At 70.6% G+C, this 18,327-nt stretch carries 17 protein-coding genes and 1 riboswitch; of the genes, 8 read left to right on the top strand and 9 right to left on the bottom strand.

What is annotated here, in order from left to right; genetic code table 11:
- Positions 1-45: 45 nt before the first annotated feature.
- Entirely contained in the window at positions 46-1,008 is a 963-nt protein-coding gene (locus TN53_RS16970) for a fibronectin type III domain-containing protein (RefSeq protein ID WP_046259375.1), read from the bottom strand.
- 407 nt (positions 1,009-1,415) lie between these two features.
- On the opposite strand from TN53_RS16970, the gene TN53_RS16965 reads away from it, so the two are divergent.
- Complete coding sequence (locus TN53_RS16965) at positions 1,416-2,117, top strand: glycoside hydrolase family 75 protein (protein ID WP_046259340.1); 702 nt, start codon at positions 1,416-1,418, stop codon at positions 2,115-2,117.
- Positions 2,118-2,309: 192 nt separating this feature from the next.
- On the opposite strand, the gene TN53_RS16960 is transcribed toward TN53_RS16965, so the two are convergent.
- The 4 genes from TN53_RS16960 to TN53_RS16945 form a co-directional block, all read right to left on the bottom strand.
- The gene (locus TN53_RS16960) at positions 2,310-2,720 is read right to left on the bottom strand and encodes a PTS-dependent dihydroxyacetone kinase phosphotransferase subunit DhaM (RefSeq protein WP_046259339.1); all 411 of its coding nucleotides are present in this window, start codon (positions 2,718-2,720) and stop codon (positions 2,310-2,312) included.
- The gene (gene dhaL, locus TN53_RS16955) at positions 2,713-3,321 is read right to left on the bottom strand and encodes a dihydroxyacetone kinase subunit DhaL (protein ID WP_046259338.1); all 609 of its coding nucleotides are present in this window, start codon (positions 3,319-3,321) and stop codon (positions 2,713-2,715) included. Before dhaL ends, TN53_RS16960 begins: the two co-directional genes overlap by 8 nt.
- A gap of 47 nt (positions 3,322-3,368) precedes the next feature.
- Positions 3,369-4,361, bottom strand: coding sequence for a dihydroxyacetone kinase subunit DhaK (gene dhaK / locus TN53_RS16950; protein WP_046259337.1), 993 nt, complete (start codon positions 4,359-4,361; stop codon positions 3,369-3,371).
- 110 nt (positions 4,362-4,471) lie between these two features.
- Entirely contained in the window at positions 4,472-4,837 is a 366-nt protein-coding gene (locus tag TN53_RS16945; RefSeq protein WP_046259336.1) for a DUF6479 family protein, read from the bottom strand.
- 105 nt (positions 4,838-4,942) lie between these two features.
- Here TN53_RS16945 and TN53_RS16940 point away from each other — a divergent pair, with 105 nt between their 5' ends.
- Positions 4,943-5,317, top strand: a complete 375-nt coding sequence (locus TN53_RS16940) for a ferredoxin (RefSeq protein ID WP_046259374.1) — start codon at positions 4,943-4,945, stop codon at positions 5,315-5,317.
- 15 nt (positions 5,318-5,332) lie between these two features.
- Here the strand turns inward: TN53_RS16940 and TN53_RS16935 are convergent, their stop codons facing one another.
- Positions 5,333-5,899, bottom strand: coding sequence for a histidine phosphatase family protein (locus TN53_RS16935; protein ID WP_046259335.1), 567 nt, complete (start codon positions 5,897-5,899; stop codon positions 5,333-5,335).
- 95 nt (positions 5,900-5,994) lie between these two features.
- Positions 5,995-6,148, top strand: a riboswitch (cobalamin riboswitch).
- Positions 6,149-6,186: 38 nt separating this feature from the next.
- On the opposite strand from TN53_RS16935, the gene TN53_RS16930 reads away from it, so the two are divergent.
- The 6 genes from TN53_RS16930 (at position 6,187) to TN53_RS16905 (ending at position 13,290) form a co-directional block, all read left to right on the top strand.
- Positions 6,187-6,408 carry a CbtB domain-containing protein gene (locus tag TN53_RS16930; protein WP_046259334.1) on the top strand — a complete coding sequence of 74 codons (222 nt, stop codon included), beginning with the start codon at positions 6,187-6,189 and terminating at the stop codon, positions 6,406-6,408.
- A 24-nt stretch (positions 6,409-6,432) separates the two neighbouring features.
- Positions 6,433-7,194, top strand: a complete 762-nt coding sequence (locus tag TN53_RS16925; protein ID WP_046259333.1) for a CbtA family protein — start codon at positions 6,433-6,435, stop codon at positions 7,192-7,194.
- 126 nt (positions 7,195-7,320) lie between these two features.
- Complete coding sequence (locus TN53_RS16920; protein WP_046259332.1) at positions 7,321-8,499, top strand: acyl-CoA dehydrogenase family protein; 1,179 nt, start codon at positions 7,321-7,323, stop codon at positions 8,497-8,499.
- A gap of 10 nt (positions 8,500-8,509) precedes the next feature.
- Positions 8,510-9,352 (top strand): oxygenase MpaB family protein, encoded by an 843-nt coding sequence (locus tag TN53_RS16915; protein WP_199924589.1) that lies wholly within the window; start codon positions 8,510-8,512, stop codon positions 9,350-9,352.
- A 57-nt stretch (positions 9,353-9,409) separates the two neighbouring features.
- Entirely contained in the window at positions 9,410-11,647 is a 2,238-nt protein-coding gene (locus TN53_RS16910) for a serine/threonine-protein kinase (protein ID WP_046259331.1), read from the top strand.
- 62 nt (positions 11,648-11,709) lie between these two features.
- Positions 11,710-13,290 (top strand): phytoene desaturase family protein, encoded by a 1,581-nt coding sequence (locus TN53_RS16905; protein WP_046259330.1) that lies wholly within the window; start codon positions 11,710-11,712, stop codon positions 13,288-13,290.
- On the opposite strand, the gene TN53_RS16900 is transcribed toward TN53_RS16905, so the two are convergent.
- From TN53_RS16900 to TN53_RS16890, 3 genes are all read right to left on the bottom strand, one after another.
- Complete coding sequence (locus tag TN53_RS16900) at positions 13,274-17,122, bottom strand: HEAT repeat domain-containing protein (RefSeq protein ID WP_046259329.1); 3,849 nt, start codon at positions 17,120-17,122, stop codon at positions 13,274-13,276. The two genes, TN53_RS16905 and TN53_RS16900, sit on opposite strands and share 17 nt — an antisense overlap.
- A 17-nt stretch (positions 17,123-17,139) precedes the next feature.
- Positions 17,140-17,523 (bottom strand): toll/interleukin-1 receptor domain-containing protein, encoded by a 384-nt coding sequence (locus TN53_RS16895; protein WP_046259328.1) that lies wholly within the window; start codon positions 17,521-17,523, stop codon positions 17,140-17,142.
- Between the two features lie 96 nt (positions 17,524-17,619).
- Positions 17,620-18,237 (bottom strand): DJ-1/PfpI family protein, encoded by a 618-nt coding sequence (locus tag TN53_RS16890; RefSeq protein WP_046259327.1) that lies wholly within the window; start codon positions 18,235-18,237, stop codon positions 17,620-17,622.
- Positions 18,238-18,327: the final 90 nt, after the last annotated feature.

Genomic DNA, 18,327 nt, shown 5'->3' with positions numbered 1-18,327 from the left:
GGGCAGGTGACGGATTCCTTCGTTCGGCCCAGACGTGAGGTGCCGTCACGGCTCCCCGGCGCCGGTCGTCACCGTCCGCTCGGCCGAGAATCCGCCCCAGGTCCCGTCGGGCAGCCTGGCCCGGATCCGCACCCGATGGGTGACCCCGGCATCCCGGCCCAGATAGAAGTCGTACGTCGTCCGGCCGCTCGGCGGCTTCCCGCCGAACACCAGCGAGGTGGCCGGACGGCCGTCCAGGTGGACCTGGTACTCCGTGACCACGCCGTCCGCGCGTGGCGGGACCCAGGAGAGACCGAGGTAGTACGCCCCGTCGTCGGCGAGACGCGTCGTCGCGCCGAAGTCGGTGGGTGCGGTGCCGCGACCGTCGTCGGTGCCCGGCGCGGTGGTGAGGCGGACGGTGCCGCTCGCCGGGGAGACGTTGTCGGCCGCGTCCCGGGCGCGCACGGTGAACGCGTAGCGGGTGCCCGGCCGCAGCCCCGTCACCACCGTCGCCGTCTGGTTCCCGCCCACGCTGTGGATCTTCGTGGCGCCCTGATGGATGTCGTACGACAGCACACCCCGGTCGTCCGAGGACGTGGACCAGGACAGCTGTACGGCCCGGCTGCCGATCACCCGGCCCCGTGGACTCCCGGGTGCCGTCGGCGCCGAACCGTCCGCCGTCACGGCCGCCGGGGTGGTGGTGCGGACCTCTCGGCTGCTCGGGCCCACCTGCCCGAAGGTGTCCCGAGCCCGCACGGTGAAGACGTATGTGGTGGACGGCCTGAGCCTGGTGACGTCCACCATGTGCTCGGAACCCGGTACCTCCTTCACCTTCGTGGTGCCGCGATACACCTCGTAGGCCTTGACGTCTCCGTCGGCCGCGTTCCACATCACGTGCACGCTGGTCGCGCTGCCGGCCGCGGCGGTGATGCCCACGGGTGCCGCGGGGAGCCGGCGGGTCTCGCCGTCACCGCTCCAGGCGCAGGCGGCGAGGAGCGTGAGCATTCCGCAGAGCATTCCGCAGAGCATTCCGCGGAGGGCGAGGGCACGGCGCACGAGACGGCCTCCCCGGGACGGTATTGGTCCGGACCAATATGGCGCCGTCGGCGGGAGAACATCAAGAGGGCCGTCGTGGGTGACCGGACGGAACGGTTACGTATGCTGAAGCTCCTCACGGCCGAACTCCCCTGGAAAGATCGGGAGTTCATGCCGTTGGCGCGGGCCGCTGTCGTCGCTGTTCCCGCGCCGGACACGGGCGGCCGGGCGGCCGGAGCCGACGCGGGCTCAGGCGCCCGGCCCCTGTCGCCAGTTCGGGGACCTGTGCCACCGGCCATCGGGTGTGCACCGTCCGGCCCCCTATCGGTGGCCGCTTGATCGGAACGGCAGCAGATTTGGCTGAGTGTCCGTCAATGTCCCCCAGGAGAGGGTCCCCCATCGTGCGTGTCCAGTCACTGACGCTGGTCGCGGCAGGCGCCGCCCTGCTCGCCGCTCCGACGATGTCGCCCCCTGTCGAGCCGACGGCCCGGCAGGAGCCGGTGGCCGCTCGGCACGAGGGCGACGTCCGTGCCGCCGACCTGCTGGCCAAGGTGCGTGACTGCACCCAGGTCTCCCGGGGCCGCTACCGCAGCGACGACGGCCGGCCCGCGACCATCCCCGTCTGCGGCACCCGCGAGGCTGTCTTCTGGAAGGCGGACATGGACATCGACTGCGACGGACAGCCGGGTCTCCGCTGCAACCGCGGTACCGACCCGGCCTACACCGACGCCACCGCCTACCAGCAGTCCAATGGCCGCCAGCTGAACGCCGAGCGCCTCCCGTACATCGTCGTGCCCACCCCGAGCGCCATCTGGGACTACCGCGCGAGCGGCGTCCGTGGCGGCTCGGTCGCCGCCGTCATCCACCGGGACCGGGTGCAGTACGCGGTGGTCGGCGACGTGGGTCCGCGCGACATCATCGGCGAGGCCTCCTACGCCAGCGCCGAGGCGCTCGGCATCGATCCCGACCCGCGCGGCGGCGGCACGGCCTCCGGGGTCACCTACATCGTCTTCAAGGACTCGCAGGTGAAACCCATCGAGGACCATGCCGCCGCCATCGCGACGGGGGAGCGGCTGGCGCGCCTCTTCGTGCGCGGCAGCTGACCTCCGGCGGCGTCGGACCGCCGACCAGCCGTCGTCGACGCGGCTCGCCGCGTCCGAGCGAGGAGGGCGAGCGCGGCGGCCTGCTCCTCGGGCCGGGCGAGCCGCCGACGTCGACGAAGTGCGGACCGAGCGCCGGGGCCGGGACGGGCCACGGTGGGCTTCCTGGTCCGCCTCACCCGCGTACGTCCGGGTTCAGGTCTTGCGGTAGGTGTACGCCTCCGCGGCCGCCGCCTCCACCGCCGCCAGGTCGGCGCCGGTCGCCGCGGTGACCACCGCCGCCACCGCGCCCTCCACGAACGGAGCGTCCACCAGGCGGGTGTTGTCCGGGAGCTCGTCGCCCTCGGCGAGCAGCGCCTTCACGGTGAGCACCGCGCTGCCGAGATCGGTCAGGACCGCGACCCCGGCACCGCGGTCCACCGAGGCGGCGGCCGCGGCGATGAGCTCCGAGCTCGTGCCCAGCTCGCCGCCCTCGGTGCCGCCCGCCGGGGCGACGGGTACCGCGACATCACGGCCCGCCAGCCCCTTGGCGAGCTCCGCCACCGACGCGGCCACGTCCGCGCTGTGCGAGACCAGCACGATCCCGACGAGCTTGCCGTCACTCACCGTCGGCCTCCGCGCTTTCGCAGAGTCCGGCGATCAGCAGAGAGGCCGAGGTGGCCCCGGGATCCTGGTGCCCGATGCTGCGCTCACCGAGATAGCTCGCGCGCCCCTTGCGGGCCTGCAACGGCGTCGTCGCCAGCGCGCCCTCCTCGGCGGCGGCCCGTGCCGCGGCGAAGCCGTCGCCGAGCGCGTCCACAGCCGGCACCAGCGCGTCGATCATGGTCTTGTCGCCGGGCGCGGCACCACCCAGCGCCATCACCGCGTCCACCCCGGCCCGCAGCGCCTCGGCGAACCGGTCCTCACTCACCTCCGCGTCCTCCCCGAGCGCCTTGCCGGTCCGCCGCAGCAGCGTGCCGTACAGCGGCCCGGACGCCCCGCCGACCGTGGAGATGAGCCGGCGTCCGGCGAGTGTCAGCACCGCACCCGGCGTTTCCGGCGTCTCCTTCTCCAGCACCGCCGTCACGGCGCGGAATCCCCGCAGCAGATTGCTGCCGTGATCGGCGTCCCCGATGGGCGAGTCGAGGTCCGTCAGCCGTTCCGCCTCACGTTCGACGGACGAGGCGGTCGCTGTCATCCAACGGCGGAAGAAGTCGGCGTCGAGCACTGGATCTCCTTGCGTGGTAGGTACGTTGACTGCCCCCTGCCGTCGGCTCACATGCCCCAGCGCAGTCCCGCGGTCCTCACCGGCTCGTCCCACAGCCGCAGCAGCTCCTCGTCGATCTGGCACAGGCTGACCGAGGCGCCCGCCATGTCGAGGGAGGTGACGTAGTTGCCGACCAGCGTGCGGGCCACGGCCACGCCCCGGGCGGCGAGCACGCGCATCACCTCGGCGTTGAACCCGTACAGCTCCAGCAGCGGGGTCGCTCCCATACCGTTGACCAGCAGCAGGACCGGGTTGCGCGGGTTCATGTCCTCCAGGATCGCGTTCACCGCGAAGTCGGCGATCTCGCCCGAGGTCATCATCGACCGTCGCTCCCGGCCCGGTTCGCCGTGGATGCCGATGCCCAGCTCCAGCTCCCCGTCGGGCAGGTCGAAGGTGGGGCTGCCCTTGGCGTACGTGGTGCACGCGCTCAGCGCGACGCCGAAGCTGCGGGAGTTCTCGTTGACCTGACGGGCGATCGACTCCACCCGCTCCAGCGGTTGGCCCTCCTCCGCCGCGGCGCCCGCGATCTTCTCCACGAACAGCGTGGCGCCCGTGCCGCGCCGGCCGGCCGTGTACAGGCTGTCGGTGACCGCCACGTCATCGTTGACCAGCACCTTGGCGACCTGGATGCCCTCGTCCTCGGCGAGTTCGGCGGCCATGTCGAAGTTGAGGACGTCACCCGTGTAGTTCTTCACGATGAACAGCACGCCGGCCCCGCTGTCCACGGCGGCCGCCGCCCGCACCATCTGGTCCGGGACCGGGGAGGTGAACACCTCACCGGGGCACGCCCCCGACAGCATGCCGGGGCCCACGAAGCCACCGTGCAGCGGCTCGTGCCCGGAGCCGCCGCCGGAGATCAGCCCGACCTTGCCGGCCACGGGGGCGTCCCGCCGTACGATCACGCGGTTCTCGACATCGACGATGAGTTCGGGATGGGCGGCCGCCAGGCCTCGCAGGGCGTCCGCGACGACGCTCTCCGGGACGTTGATCAACATCTTCATGAGGACCTCCTGGTGACCGAAAGGCTGCTCCTGGCAGTATCGGTGTTCAGAAGGCGCGGGTCACGGGGGCGGATGGTCCTGGGTGCGTCGTACGGCGTGCGGTGCGGCGGTCAGCGGCCGCCGGGTCCGCCGCTGCCGAAGGAACCGCCGCTGCCCTCGCTCCACTGGGGCCGTTCCTTCTCCGGGCCGGTCCGGGTGGGGGAATTGCCGAACGCGGGCGACTCGTGCGGGGTCATCCGGCGATCGCTTCGGGGCACCTCGTCGGGCTCCCGGTTCTCCACGACCTCACGGACAGGGCCGCCCTCCGGCAGCCGGGGCTGCTCCTCGGGGGTCGGCGGAGGGAGCTCGCGCCGCCGTAGGCGGGCACCCATCCAGAAGGCACCGATCAGCAACGTCACGACCACGACACCTGCGACGATCAGCCCGACGCCGAGGGCGCCGCGGCCCGCGGCCACGTCCATCCATGCAGTAGTCATGGCACGCGAGTACCCCTGGCGTCCCGCATGAACCACAACGGAAAAACCGGCCGCACCCCAGGGAACACCGGGTTTGACACGATGCACCGCGGCTACCCGCGCGGTGTGACAACGACGACGACACAGCAGGAGCTCTTCCGATTCCTGGAGGACCGCTTCGCGTGTGCGCAGGCGTGCACCGAGTGCGCCCGGGCGTGCGCGCTGCGGGCGAGCCTCGTGGATCCGGACGGGACCGAGCAACAGGAACTCGTACGACGCAAGGGCATCATGTGCGCGGAGGTCTGCGACGCGACCTGCCGGCTGCTGTCCGAGCAGAACCGCCTGGACGAGAACGGCATCCGCGTCCAGCTGGAGTGGTGCCGGACCGTGTGCCTGGAGACCGCGCACGCATTCGACGCGCTGCCGGGCGGCGAAGACGGCGCGAAGGCCTGCCGGACGTGCGCACAGGCCTGCTCGGACTTCATGGCCACACTGCACTGACCGACCAGGTCAGCCTCAGCCGAGGGCGTGCCCCAGGCGTACGTTCCAGCGCCCCGCCCTGCCGCTGAGCTCGACCGCCGTCAGCGGCGGGACGTCCGTACGCCAGAACGCCGACTCCGGTGCGCCGAGCGCCCGGACGACCGCCGCGCGCACGATCTCGGGCTCGGCCACGACGACGGTGCGCCCCTCCGCCTGGGCCATCGTGGCCAGCCACGAGCCGACCCGGTCGCACACCGCGCGCACGGATTCGCCGCCGTGCGGCGCGGCGTCGGGGTCGGACAGCCAGCGCGCCAGCGCTTCCGGCTCCTCGGCGCTCACATCGGCCAACGTCGAGCCGCGCCACCGTCCGGCGTCCAGAGCCGCCAGCGACACGGCGTCCGCGGGGTCGAGTCCGAGCGCGGCAGCCGTCTCGCGGCAGCGCACGGTGGGGGAGCAGACGACCCGTTCCACCACCGGGAGCGAGCCCGCGGCGGCCCGGGCGAGGCGGCGGCCGGACGCGTCGAGAGAGCAGCCGTCGTCGAACCTGGCCTCGCGCAGCGCCTCGGTGATCGCTGGTGAGATCAACGTCACTCGGCTCGTCATACGCCCGTTCCCCCGCTCAACAGCCCCTCCAAGATCGGTACTTGACGGGCCGAACGGCCCTGCGCGGGCGCTCGGGGTGCTCCCGTGCGCTCTTGGCCGCACCTCTTCCACGCGGTACCTTCTCGTCGATATCGACGACGGTTCGGTGGAAGCCGGTGGGATTCCGGCACGGTCGCGCCACTGTATGCCGGGAACGCCCTTCGGGTGCGGGCCGGGTGAGTCAGACCCGCCCCGTCGTCCTGTGCACCACTGACACGGGACGCGAGTTCCCCCAGGAGGTACCTGCCATGGCGCAGTCTGTCGCCCCGCCGACCACCGGTTCCACCGCGGTACCCGCAAAACTGCCGATCGGCGCCATCGCCCCCTGGGCGGTCTTCTTCGGCGTTGTGATGCTGGTCCTGCTCTACTTCGTCGGCGCCGAACAGGGCGCCACCTCCCTCATCTCCGGTGAGGGTGTCCATGAGTGGGTGCACGACGCCCGCCACCTGCTCGGCTTCCCCTGCCACTGACAGCGACGAGGAAGCCCCCTGCGCATGAACTCCGCAACTGTCAGAAACCTGCTGGTCCGCGGCATGCTCGCGGGCCTCGCCGCGGGCCTGGCCGCCCTCGTCGTCGCGTACTTCCTGGGTGAACCGCGCGTCGACCAGGCCATCGCCTTCGAGGAGGCCCACGCCCACGAGCACGGCGGCGAGGAACTCGTCAGCCGCACCCTGCAGTCCACCGCGGGCCTGTCCACCGGCGTCCTCGTCTACGGGGTCGCCTTCGGCGGCATCGCGGCACTCGCGTACTGCTTCGCGCTGGGCCGCATCGGTCGCTTCGGGCCGCGCGCGAGCGCGCTGCTCCTGGCTGCCGCCGGACTGGTCAGCGTCTACGTCGTCCCGTTCCTGAAGTACCCGGCCAACCCGCCGGCCGTGGGCGACCCCGACACCCTCAACCAGCGCACCGCGCTGTTCTTCCTGATGATCGTGCTCAGCGTGCTGCTGGCGATCGGCACCGTCATCCTGGGCAAGCGCCTCGCGCCGCGCCTGGGCAACTGGAACGCCACCCTCGCGGCGGGAGCGTTCTTCGTCCTCGCTGTCGGTCTGGCGTACGCCTTCCTGCCGTCGTTCAACGAGGTCCCGGAGCACTTCCCGGCCGGCCTCCTGTGGCAGTACCGGCTTGCCGCCCTCGCCGTCCAGGTGACCCTGTGGACCTCCTTCGGGCTGGTCTTTGGGTTGCTGGCGGAGCGGCTGCTGGCGCCCAAGGCGGCCCAGCAGTCGGCCGCCACCGGGCAGCCGACCCCGGTCGCGCACTGATCGACGCGCCATGAACAGGGCCCCGGTACACCGGGGTCCTTTCGCGTGCTCTCGCCATTCCCTATTTCTGAAACACGTTCTACCGTGTGCGCCGTCAGGGACCTCTCCCGGGAGCCTGGAGGCGCCGTGCACCTCGAATACACGCCGGAGCAACAGCGGCTGCGCACCGAACTGCGTGCCTACTTCGCCGACTTGGTGCCGGAGGACGCGCACGCCCGCCATGGCGAGAAACGGGAGCAGAAGCGCTTCTACCGCGCCATCATCCGGCGGCTCGGCGCCGACCGCTGGCTCGGCGTGGGCTGGCCCAAGGAGTACGGCGGACGCGGGCTGAGCGCGATCGAGCAGTTCATCTTCTTCGACGAGGCCGCCCAGGCCGGCGTGCCGCTGCCGCTCATGGCACTGAACACCGTCGGACCGACGATCATGCAGTTCGGCACGGACGAGCAGAAGGCGTACTTCCTGCCCAAGATCCTCTCCGGCGAGATCGACTTCGCGATCGGCTACAGCGAGCCCGACGCGGGCACCGACCTGGCGGCGCTGAAGACGCGGGCGGTACGCGACGGGGACCACTACGTCGTCAACGGCCAGAAGATCTGGACGACCAACGGCGACACCGCCGACTGGGTCTGGCTCGCGACCCGCACCGACCCGGCCGCCCCGCCCCACAAGGGCATCACCATGCTGCTGGTGCCGACCACCGACCCCGGCTACTCCTGCACCGTCATCAACACCCTCGCCGGCCACGACACCACGGCCAGCTACTACGAGGACATCCGCGTCCCCGTCACCCGCCGCGTCGGCGCCGAGAACCAGGGCTGGCGGCTGATCACCAACCAGCTCAACCACGAACGCGTCACCCTCGCCGCCCACGGCACCATGGCGATCCGCGCCCTGCACGACGTCCAGCGCTGGGCCACCGAGACCAAGCTCGCCGACGGCCGCCGCGTCGTCGACCTGCCCTGGGTGCGCCGCCTTCTCGCCCGGACCCACACCAGGCTGGAAGCCCTCAAGCTCCTCAACTGGCAGATGGTCAGCGCGGTCCAGGACGGCACGCTCACCCCGCAGGACGCCTCCGCGGTCAAGGTGTACGGCTCCGAGGCCCGCCGTGACGCCTACGCCTGGCTGATGGAGATCGTCGGCGCGGCGGGCGCCCTGAAGGAGGGTTCGGCGGGCACGGTGCTCCACGGGGAGCTGGAACGCGGCTACCGCTCGGCCGTGATCTTCACCTTCGGCGGCGGCAACAACGAGATCCAGCGGGAGATCATCTCGTGGATCGGTCTGGGGATGCCGAGGGTACGGCGTTAGCCTTCGAGACATGGGTGATCCCGGACTGTTCACACCGAAGTCGGTGACCTGGCAGATGCACGGCGACCCGATGATGTGGGTCGCCGGTGTCCGCGCGCTCTACTTCCAGGCCCTGCACCCGCGTGCGGTGCGCGGGGTCATGCAGAACTCCGACTTCCGCAGGGACGCCTGGGGCCGGCTGATGCGTACCGCGAACTTCGTCGGCACCATCAGCTACGGCACCACCGAGGCGGCGGAGAAGGCGGGTGCTCGCGTCCGGAAGATCCACACCATGCTGTCGGCCGTCGACCCGGACACGGGGGAGCGGTACGGCGTCGACGAACCCGAGCTGCTGCTGTGGGTGCACTGCGCCGAGGTCGACTCCTATCTGCAGGTCGCGCGCCGCTCCGGATTCCGGCTCACCGACGAACAGGCCGACCGCTACATAGCCGAACAGCGGATCGGCGCCCGCCTGGTGGGCCTCGACCCGGACGCCGTACCCGCCGACCAGGCCGAGATGGCCGTCTACTTCGAGAAGGTGCGCCCCGAACTCGCCGTCGGACCCGAGGCACGCGCCGTGGACGACTTCCTGCTCCGCCCGCCGACGCACACCCTCCTCGTCCCGGCGCGTGAAGTGCTGTGGCGGCGCGTGGCACAACTGGCGTACGCCGCTCTGCCGCCGTACGCCCACGAGCTGTACGGCAGACCGGCCCCGAAACCCGCCACCGTCACCCGCCAGTTGCGTGCCACAGGCACCCTTTTGCGCTGTGTTCCCGCACGTCTTCGCTGGCAACTCCCGCCCAAACACATCCTCCGGGCCATGTCACGGCTCGGCCCCGGCTCGCGCCCGGCCCCGTACAAAGTGGGTAGATAGCTCGCCATACTGGACGGACCAGGGGCGGGGCGAGACCATCGGGGGCGATCGCAGCAGATGGGGGACAGCAAGCTGATCCAGGGCCGCTACCGGCTGCTCGATCTGATCGGGCGCGGCGGCATGGGCGAGGTGTGGCGGGCGCGCGACGAGTCGCTGGGCCGGCGGGTCGCCGTGAAGTGCCTCAAGCCGCTGGGCCCGTCCCATGACCAGTCCTTCACCCGGGTGCTGCGCGAGCGGTTCCGCCGAGAGGCCCGGGTGGCCGCCGCCCTCCAGCACCGCGGGGTCACCGTCGTCCATGACTTCGGAGAGTCCGACGGAATCCTCTACCTCGTCATGGAGTTGCTGGAGGGCCGCAACCTCAGCCAGCTCCTGGAGGACAACAAGCATCACCCGCTGCCCGTCGCGGACGTCGTGGAGATCGCCGACCAGGTGGCGGCCGCCCTCGCCTACACCCATCAACAGGGCATCGTGCACCGCGACCTGAAGCCCGCGAACATCATGCGGCTGACCGACGGCACGGTGAAGATCTGCGACTTCGGCATCGCCCGCCTCGGCCACGACATCGGCTTCACCTCCCGGCTCACCGGCACCGGCATCGCCATGGGCACCCCGCACTACATGTCGCCCGAGCAGATCGGCGGCTCCGAGGTCGACCAGCGCAGCGACCTCTACTCGCTGGGGTGTGTGCTGTACGAGATCGCCACCGGGGTACCGCCGTTCGACCTCGACGACGCCTGGGCGATCCTCGTCGGCCACCGCGACACCCCGCCCCGCCCGCCGCGCAGCCACCGCGCGGAGGTGCCCGCGTACTTCGAGAAGATCATCCTGGACCTGCTGGCCAAGCTCCCCGAGCAACGCCCGCCCGATGCCCGCGAGTTGGGCCGCCGCATCAGCCTGGGACGTACGACACCGACGTACGTGCCCACCGTGGTGACACCCCAGCCGACGCTCAGGCCCGAGCCCACCGCCCGCGCGGCCCGGCTGCCGTCCTGGACCCGTGGCATGACCACCGGCCACAAGGCCACCGGCGCCGGCCTCGCCACCACGCCACCGGACGCCGGAGCGGGGCTCACCGGCGAGTGGATCCCCCGGCCCGCCACCGGACGGCAGGCAGAGGAATCCAGCCCCGACGACTCGGCCGCCCCCACCCCGGAGGCCCTCACCGCCCTGACCGGACGCCACAACGCCGGGCTCAGCCTGGGCCGGCTGGGCCGCTGGTCGGAGGCCGGCGAGGTGCACCGCGCGGTGGCCGCCGAGCGCGAGCACCTGCTCGGCCCCGACCACCCGGACACCCTCGCCAGCCGCTACGAGGTCGCCTTCACCCTCAGCCGCACCGGCCGCGCCGCCGACGCCCTGCGCGAGTACAAACACGTCGCCCGCAGCCGCAGTCTCTCCCTCGGCCCGGACCACCCCGACACCCTCGCCGCCCGTCAGGAAATGGCGTACGTGCTGGGCCAGTTGGGCCGCCACTTCGACGCCCACCAGGTCTACATATCCGTCCTCGCAGCCCGCGAGCGCACCATGGGCCCCGACCACCCCGACACCCTGCGCTGCCGCCACAACCTCGCCTTCAACCTCAGCCGGCTCGGCCGCCTGGAGGACTCCTACCGCATGGCCTGCGACGTCGCGGCGGCCCGCGCCCGCGTCCTGGGCCCGGACCACCCCGACACCCTGGTCACCCGCTACGAAGTCGCCTACGCGCTGGGCCAGTTGGGGCGCTGGCCCGAGGCCCTCCAGACCTACCACGAGGTCACCGAGGCCCGCGCCCAAGCCCTCGGCCCCGACCACCCCGACACCCTCGCCGCCCGCTACGAGGTCGGCATCAGCCTCGGCCGCCTCGGTCGCAGCACGGAGGCGCTCCAGCTCTACCGCGACCTGATCGACGACCGTACCCGTGTGCACGGCCCCGCCCACCCCGAGACCCTCCGCGCCCGCCACGGCCTCGGCGTCAACCTCGGCCGCCTCGGCCGCTGGGAGGAGGCCCTCGCCGAGTCCCGCGACGTGTGCGCCATCCGCGAGCGTGTCCTCGGTCCGGAACACCCCGACACCCTGGTCAGCCGCCGTGAGGTCGCCGTGGGCCTGGGCTGGCTGGGCCGCTGGGCCGACGCCCTCACCGAGTACCGCAGAGTCGCCGCCGCCCGCGAACGCGTCCTCGGCGCCGACCACCCCGACACCCTCGCCAGCCGCAACGACGAGGCGCACTGCCTGGAACAGCTCGGCCGTGGCGCCGAGGCCGTGGAGCTGTACCGGAGGGTGGCGGTGTTGCGCCAGCAGCGGGCGTCCCAGGGGCCCTGACCCCGTCGCCGTACCGCCGTACACCCCTGGCCGCCGGCGATCATCGCGTGTTACGAAGAGACATGCCTGCACTCGAGGGACACACGTACGACGCCGTGATCGTCGGCGGGGGGCACAACGGCCTGGTCGCCGCCGCCTACCTGGCCCGGGCCGGACGCTCCGTCCTGGTCCTGGAACGCCTCGAGCACACCGGGGGCGCCGCGATCTCCAGCCGGCCCTTCGCCGGCGTCGACGCACGGTTGTCGCGCTACTCGTACCTGGTCAGCCTGCTCCCGAAGAAGATCGTCCGGGATCTGGGCCTGACCTTCCGGGTCCGCAAGCGCACCATCTCCTCGTACACCCCCGTCGAACGCGACGGACAGCCCACCGGCCTCCTGGTGGGCGGGGGTGAGCGACGCACCCGCGAGGCCTTCGAGCGCCTGACGGGCGGGAAGCACGAGTACGAGGCCTGGCAGCGCTTCTACGGCATGACCGGCCGCGTCGCCGAACGGGTCTTCCCGACCCTCACCGAACCGCTGCCCACACAGGACGAGCTGCGGCACCGGGTGGACGACGAGGAGGCCTGGCGGGCCCTGTTCGAGGAGCCGATCGGGGTGACGGTGGAGGACCGTTTCGCTGATGACCTGGTCCGGGGTGTCGTCCTCACCGACGCGCTGATCGGCACGTTCGCCGATGCGCATGATCCCTCGCTGAAGCAGAACCGCTGCTTCCTGTACCACGTGATCGGCGGTGGCACCGGTGACTGGGACGTCCCCGTCGGCGGCATGGGCGCCCTCACCGACGCCCTGGCCGCCGCCGCGCGGGACGCGGGTGCCGTCCTCGCCACCGGGCACGAGGTGGTGCGGATCGCCACGGACGGTCGTATGGCGGAGGTCGCGTTTCGGACGGCCGAGCGGGAGGGGACGGTGGCCGCCCGGCACGTCCTGGTGAACGCCTCCCCGCAGGCACTGGCGGACCTGACCGGCGACGAGCCGCCCGCCCCCGCGGAGGGTGCCCAGCTCAAGGTGAACATGCTGCTCAAGCGGCTGCCCCGGCTGCGGGACAGCTCCGTCGACCCGCGCGCCGCCTTTTCCGGCACCTTCCACATCGCGGAGGGGTACGAGCAGCTCGCCGCTGCCTACACCCAGGCCGCAGCCGGTGAGCTGCCCGCGGCCCCGCCGTCGGAGATCTACTGCCACTCGCTGACGGATCCGACGATCCTCGGCCCGGAATTGGTGGAGCAGGGCTACCAGACGCTGACGTTGTTCGGCCTGCACACGCCTGCGCGGCTCTTCGAGGGGGACAACGACGCCGTCCGCGAGGAGCTCCTGATGTCGACGCTCGCCCAGCTCGACGCCCAGCTCGCCGAGCCGCTGGCCGACTGTCTGGCCGTCGACGCGGAGGGGCGGCCCTGCATCGAGGCGAAGACCCCGCTCGATCTGGAACGCGATCTGCGACTGCCCGGGGGGAACATCTTCCATCGGGATCTGTCCTGGCCGTATGTCCAGGAAGGGGCCGGGCGTTGGGGCGTGGAGACGCGGCACGGGAATGTGCTCCTGTGCGGGGCGGGTGCGGTGCGTGGGGGTGGGGTCAGTGGGGTGCCGGGGCACAATGCGGCGATGGTGGTGTTGGAGGGGGCCGGTTCGATCACGGGTGCCAGCTGAGCCGGATGGGGTAGCGGTCCGTCAACTGCTCGTAGCGGGCGCGGACTTGTTGGACGGGCAGGTGTACGGCGACGGCGCGGCGGCGTAGGTCCCCTTCCCTGATCTCCTCCCCGGGGTCCAGACCGGGGGCGACACCGTCCTGGTCTCGCGACAGCAGCGCTCTGTCGATCTCGTCGACCTCCAGGGCGGCGAGGGACCACAGTGCGGCGCGCCGAGTCTCCAATTGGTTGTCAGCCATGGCCTCGTGCAGTGCCCTGCGGGCTTCGCTCTCTCCGAACAGAGCCAGCGCGGCGCCCACAGCGAAACCGAGTTCCCACGATTCTCCCGTGGGCAGGTCTTTGAGCGCCGGTGCCGCTCGCGGATCGCCGATGCGCGCGAGAGCCTCGACGATCTCCAGACGGGGATCGTCGTCGTACGGTTCGGGATCGTCGCCGACATCCGCGAGCGCGGTCAGCAGGGGGTCGACGGCTCGCCTGTCACGAAGATGGCCCAGGGCCCGGACGACGGCCGGGTACGCACAGCCGTCCGCGTCGGTGAGGGCACCGAGCAGGGGGTCCACCGCGCGCACGTCACCGAGGAGACCCAGGTTCATGGCGACGGTGAGGTCCGGCACGCCATCAGCGTCGATCAGCTGGTCGAGCAAGGGCTCCACCGCGATGGGGTCACGGAGGCAGCCGAGGGCGTCGACGACCGCCTGACGCGCGCCCTCATCAGCCGTGGGGAGGAATTCAAGCAGGTGTCGCACCGCTCGCGGGTCGCGAATTCGGCCGAGTGCACGCACCACGTCCGGGTCGACGTCGCCACGGATGGTGGTGAGTATCTCGAGAAGGGGTTCCACCGCTCGGGGGTCACCGAGCGAGCCGAGGGCTTCGACGACCAAGGTGTCGGCGTCGCCGTGCGGAGGGGTTCTGAGCACCCCGAGCAGGGGCTCCACAGCGCGGGCATCGCCCATCTCGGCGAGTGCCTCGACGACATCGGGGTCCGCCGTGCCGTCCTCCTCGATGAGGATCTTTGACAGCGGCTCAAGCGCCAGCGGGTGGCCCAGTTTCGTCAGCAGGAAAGCGGCGTCGCGGCGAACTTCGCGACGGTGGTGGCGAGTCGCCGCCACGACGGGATCCACCACCTCGGGAAACAGGTCCTGGTACCGGTTGAAGATCTCCTGCCGTCTCTGGGCGTCGGCTGACCCGAAGGCGGTCATCGCCGCCTCGGCCATGTCGCGACGTCGCGACAGCGGGACTTCGTCGAAGCACCACAGCAGATGCATCACGGTCTCAGGGCGGAGACCCTCCATGACGATGACGGCCGCCAGTTCCTCGAGTTCGCCGGACGAGGGCTTCCAAGGTGCCTTGTCGCCGGCCATCTTGGCCCACCCGAGAGCCCATGCCGCAGCCGTGGCTTCGCAGGTACCGCGGGAGAACAGGGACATGAGTCCCGGCACCAGTCCGGGGACCATCATGAGCTTCTCCTGGTAGGCGACGTCCAGCAACGCGAGCGCAGCTTCGGTCGCTACCTCCGGTTCGGGCTCCTTGAGGAGGGCGACCTGGTTCCGGACCCAGGTCTGCATGGCCTCGTCCCCGGAGGGCGCCGTCTGGCCGAGGACCACACGGGCCGAGCCGGCGAGTCTTGGGTACTCGGAGGGGTCTCGCACCCAGTCGGTGACCATCATCCGGCTGAGCAGAGCGGCCCATTGGGAACCTCCCACCTCCGCGAGCACGGTGTCGGCCACAGTCAGGGCGGGACCGTTGCCGTCCGTCGCGGTCAGTGTCGCGACGAACTGCGCGAGGATCTGGGTCGCGGCCTCCTCGCTGACATTGGGTTCATCGGCCAGGCAGGCACAGGCGAGTGCCGCCCGCGCCCTCGCCGTCAGGGCCGACTCCTCCCCGGTCAGCGGTGTGGCGATGGCCCGGAGGACGCCGTCCACATCGTCGTCGTTGCATGTCATCACGCTCAGCCGGATGGCCTCCCGCCACTTCTCCGCGACCACGACTTCGTGCTGATTCGGATAGCCGGGAAAAGGTGCGGTCTCCGCGGCCAGCACACCGATCTGCTCCGCGAGGGTCGTCCGCCTGTTACGCCCCGGGTAGCGGCCGGCGACAAGAGCCAGTCCCGCCAGATACTCCTGGAACGTGAGGTGCCGAAATTCGTAGACGGGGACCAGCTCGCCGTCATGGCCGACATGGCCGGACTCGACGAGAATCCCGGTCTGGCGTTCCAGCCGGCGCAGGAATTCGACCGCCGAACGCTGTCGGACCGCACGCACGGCGGGGAACTCCCTGCGCATGCGCTCCAGAATGTCGAGAATCCGGTCCCGCCGAATCTGCTGGTCCCCCGAAGCGCACATGGAATACGCGAGGTACTGCAACTGCGGCAGCGCCTCGTGCGGATCCATTCTCTCGTCCACGTCACTGCGCCAGTGCAGCAGCACATCGACGGCCTCCCGATAGAGATCCGCCCTCCGGCTCGGCAGCTTGCCGACCTTCTTCTTGACCAGAGCCATCGTGGTCAGCAACATCGGACTGCCGGTCAGACGCTCGATGCGGTCGGTGCTGTGGATGTCGCCGACCAGGTGCTCGGCCGCGAGTTCGCGACGGCCCACCGGCTCGGTCACCTCGCACCAGCGGCGGGCGAAGTCGTCCTTGTCGCCGGGGGTCAGATCCTGCACCGTGAGGTGCTCGAACCCCCGGGTGATCCGCAGCCCCATCTCCCGGTAGCCGACGATCCTGGAGGTCACGATGATCGAAGCCTTGGGATAGGCCACATGTATCTTCTCGACCTTGCGGCAGAACCGGGCCCGCAGCGCGGGATCCGAGATCTCGTCCAGACCGTCGATCAGTAGCAGCACCCGCCCCTCACGAAGACGGCCCAACAGGAGCGGAGTCAGCTCGGCGGCCTCGTCGCTGGAGAACTCCATGTCGCACAGATGGTGCCGGATCATGTCCTCCAGTGACCCCGTCAGCCTCCTCCGGTCCAGATCACGGCAGCGGATGAAGAGCGGCAGCCAGTTGGCGTCGGGCAGGGTGTCGACGTCCGGCAGCTGGCTCCAGTCCGGATCCTCCTTGAGACGCAGGAGATACGCGGTGGCGATCCAGCGGAGCAGAGTGCTCTTCCCCGCGCCCGGGTCGCCCAGCACCACCAGCCGATTCGACTGCGAGAGCCGCTCCCCGACGGAGAACCGGGATCGGGTGTCCTGCGCGTCATGCTCCTTGCGCCGTGCTTCGAGGCTCTGGAGCTTCTTCTCCAGTTCGTACTCCTGTGTCCCCGACGGAATGTCCACGGCGACACGCAACGACACATACAGGGTACGCAGTTGCAGATTTCGCGTGATGAGATCGCGGTCCCCGATGGGAAAGTTGGCCAGATCGACGATGTCACACGTCTCCAGCGCAAGCTCCCGGTACCGCTGCTCAAGTCGATCCAGCCGCTGCTCCGCACCCGCTGGTCTGCGAACCGGGTAGTACTCCGCCAACGCCGCCACAAGCTCCGTGATCGCCCCAGCAGGATCCTGCCAGTACCGGGCGATCCGGCCGTCCAGGATCAGGGAGTCGAGATAGACGTTCTCTTCCATCTGGAGCGCGAAGATCCGGGCCTCCCCGTACCGGCGCGCGGCATTGACGAGGAAGTGGGCCCAGCCGGTCCCGATCGCCCTGACCGTCCCGCACAGGACGACCGGGCTGCCCCGCGAGATCGCCTGTGACGCCTTCTGCATGAGCGAGTCGCCGACGAACAGGCTGCCGTGGTGCACCACTTGGTACCCGGCGTCCTCCAACGGCCGTGCGATCTCGGCGGCCAGGGCCTCGTCGCCGTCGGCATGCGCGATCAGGATCTGCGCCATCGAGCCCCCCGAAGTGTTCAGCGAATCGCCTTCAAGAGTTGCTCGAATCCCTGATCCCAGTCCTGGGAGAGATCCGCGTACCGGATGTCGGCAAGGATCGCCGGCGCGGAACCGCTGAACTTCGCCGGGAGGATGCGCACATCACACCCCTCCAGCTGGCGATGGAGGGTGGACATCCATTCTCGCGTGACCCACGGGCTCATGACACCAGCGGCCGAATAGCACAGCACCAGATAAGACGTGCCTTCCAGGCCGGTATCGATGCGCTCCACGACGGAGTCCCCGATTCCGATCTCCCACTCGTCGAACCACACGACGTGCCCGGCAGCGGAGACGGCCTCGGCGAGCCGCTTGGCATCCGGCACATCCACCTTGCGATGACTGATGAAGACGTTCGCCATGCCCACCCCGGATCGACGGTCGCGCGCAAGGAATGCCGCGAACTGCCTTGCTTCACAAGGCTCGTGTGACGCGAACATATGCTACCCATCGGCGGCTCAGGTGAATGCCCGTGCGGGCAGGTACGCGGTGATGTTGCGCAGGGCGCGCTCGATGTACTCCTCCTTCTCGCCGACCGGGGCGACATAGTGCAGGGCACTCTCGGCGGCGGCGTCACCCTGGAGACGGGCGATGATCCAGGCGGCCAGGTAGTGCGAGGCCAGGCAGCCGCCGGCGGTGGCGATGTTGTCCTCGGCGTAGAAGGGCTGGTTGAGCACCTCGACGCCGGCGGCGACGACCCAGGGCTTCGTGGTCAGGTCGGTGCAGGCGGGGATGCCGTCGAGCAGGCCTAGCCTGGCCAGCACGAGCGCGCCGGAGCACTGGGCCGCGATGAGCTGGCGCGAGGGGTCCAGGCCCCGCAGGACGCTCATGATCGTCTGGTCCTCGACGACCTCGCGGGTGGCGATGCCGCTGCCGACGATGACGGCGTCGGCGGCGCACGCCTCCTCGAGCGTGGACATCTGCTCGACGACGACCCCGTTCATCGATGTCACCTTGGGGCTGGGCGTGGCGAGGGTGACGCGCCAGCCATCGGTCCTGACGCGGTTGAGCACACCGAGCGCGATCAGGGAGTCGAGCTCGTTGTAGCCCTCGAAGGTGAGGATGGCGATGTGCACGGCGGCTGTCCTTCCAGGCGGTGGCGGCTTGGGCTCGACGGTAGGAGCCGGCGGGCAGGACAGTCAAAGAATTGTCATGAATACAATTCA

Origin of the sequence: Streptomyces sp. WM6386, from assembly GCF_000972385.1 — a bacterium.
GTDB lineage: Bacteria > Actinomycetota > Actinomycetes > Streptomycetales > Streptomycetaceae > Streptomyces.
Note: the sequence above shows the minus strand (reverse complement) of the source record. Positions and strands in the feature narration are given on the sequence as shown.

Coding starts and splice junctions, on each gene's coding strand:
- TN53_RS16970 (WP_046259375.1), bottom strand. CDS start 1,008: ATGCTCTGCGGAATGCTCTGCGGAATGCTCACGCTCCTCGCCGCCTGC.
- dhaK (WP_046259337.1), bottom strand. CDS start 4,361: ATGAAGATGTTGATCAACGTCCCGGAGAGCGTCGTCGCGGACGCCCTG.
- TN53_RS16945 (WP_046259336.1), bottom strand. CDS start 4,837: ATGACTACTGCATGGATGGACGTGGCCGCGGGCCGCGGCGCCCTCGGC.
- TN53_RS16935 (WP_046259335.1), bottom strand. CDS start 5,899: ATGACGAGCCGAGTGACGTTGATCTCACCAGCGATCACCGAGGCGCTG.
- TN53_RS16930 (WP_046259334.1), top strand. CDS start 6,187: ATGGCGCAGTCTGTCGCCCCGCCGACCACCGGTTCCACCGCGGTACCC.
- TN53_RS16925 (WP_046259333.1), top strand. CDS start 6,433: ATGAACTCCGCAACTGTCAGAAACCTGCTGGTCCGCGGCATGCTCGCG.
- TN53_RS16915 (WP_199924589.1), top strand. CDS start 8,510: ATGGGTGATCCCGGACTGTTCACACCGAAGTCGGTGACCTGGCAGATG.
- TN53_RS16910 (WP_046259331.1), top strand. CDS start 9,410: ATGGGGGACAGCAAGCTGATCCAGGGCCGCTACCGGCTGCTCGATCTG.
- TN53_RS16905 (WP_046259330.1), top strand. CDS start 11,710: ATGCCTGCACTCGAGGGACACACGTACGACGCCGTGATCGTCGGCGGG.
- TN53_RS16900 (WP_046259329.1), bottom strand. CDS start 17,122: ATGGCGCAGATCCTGATCGCGCATGCCGACGGCGACGAGGCCCTGGCC.
- TN53_RS16895 (WP_046259328.1), bottom strand. CDS start 17,523: ATGGCGAACGTCTTCATCAGTCATCGCAAGGTGGATGTGCCGGATGCC.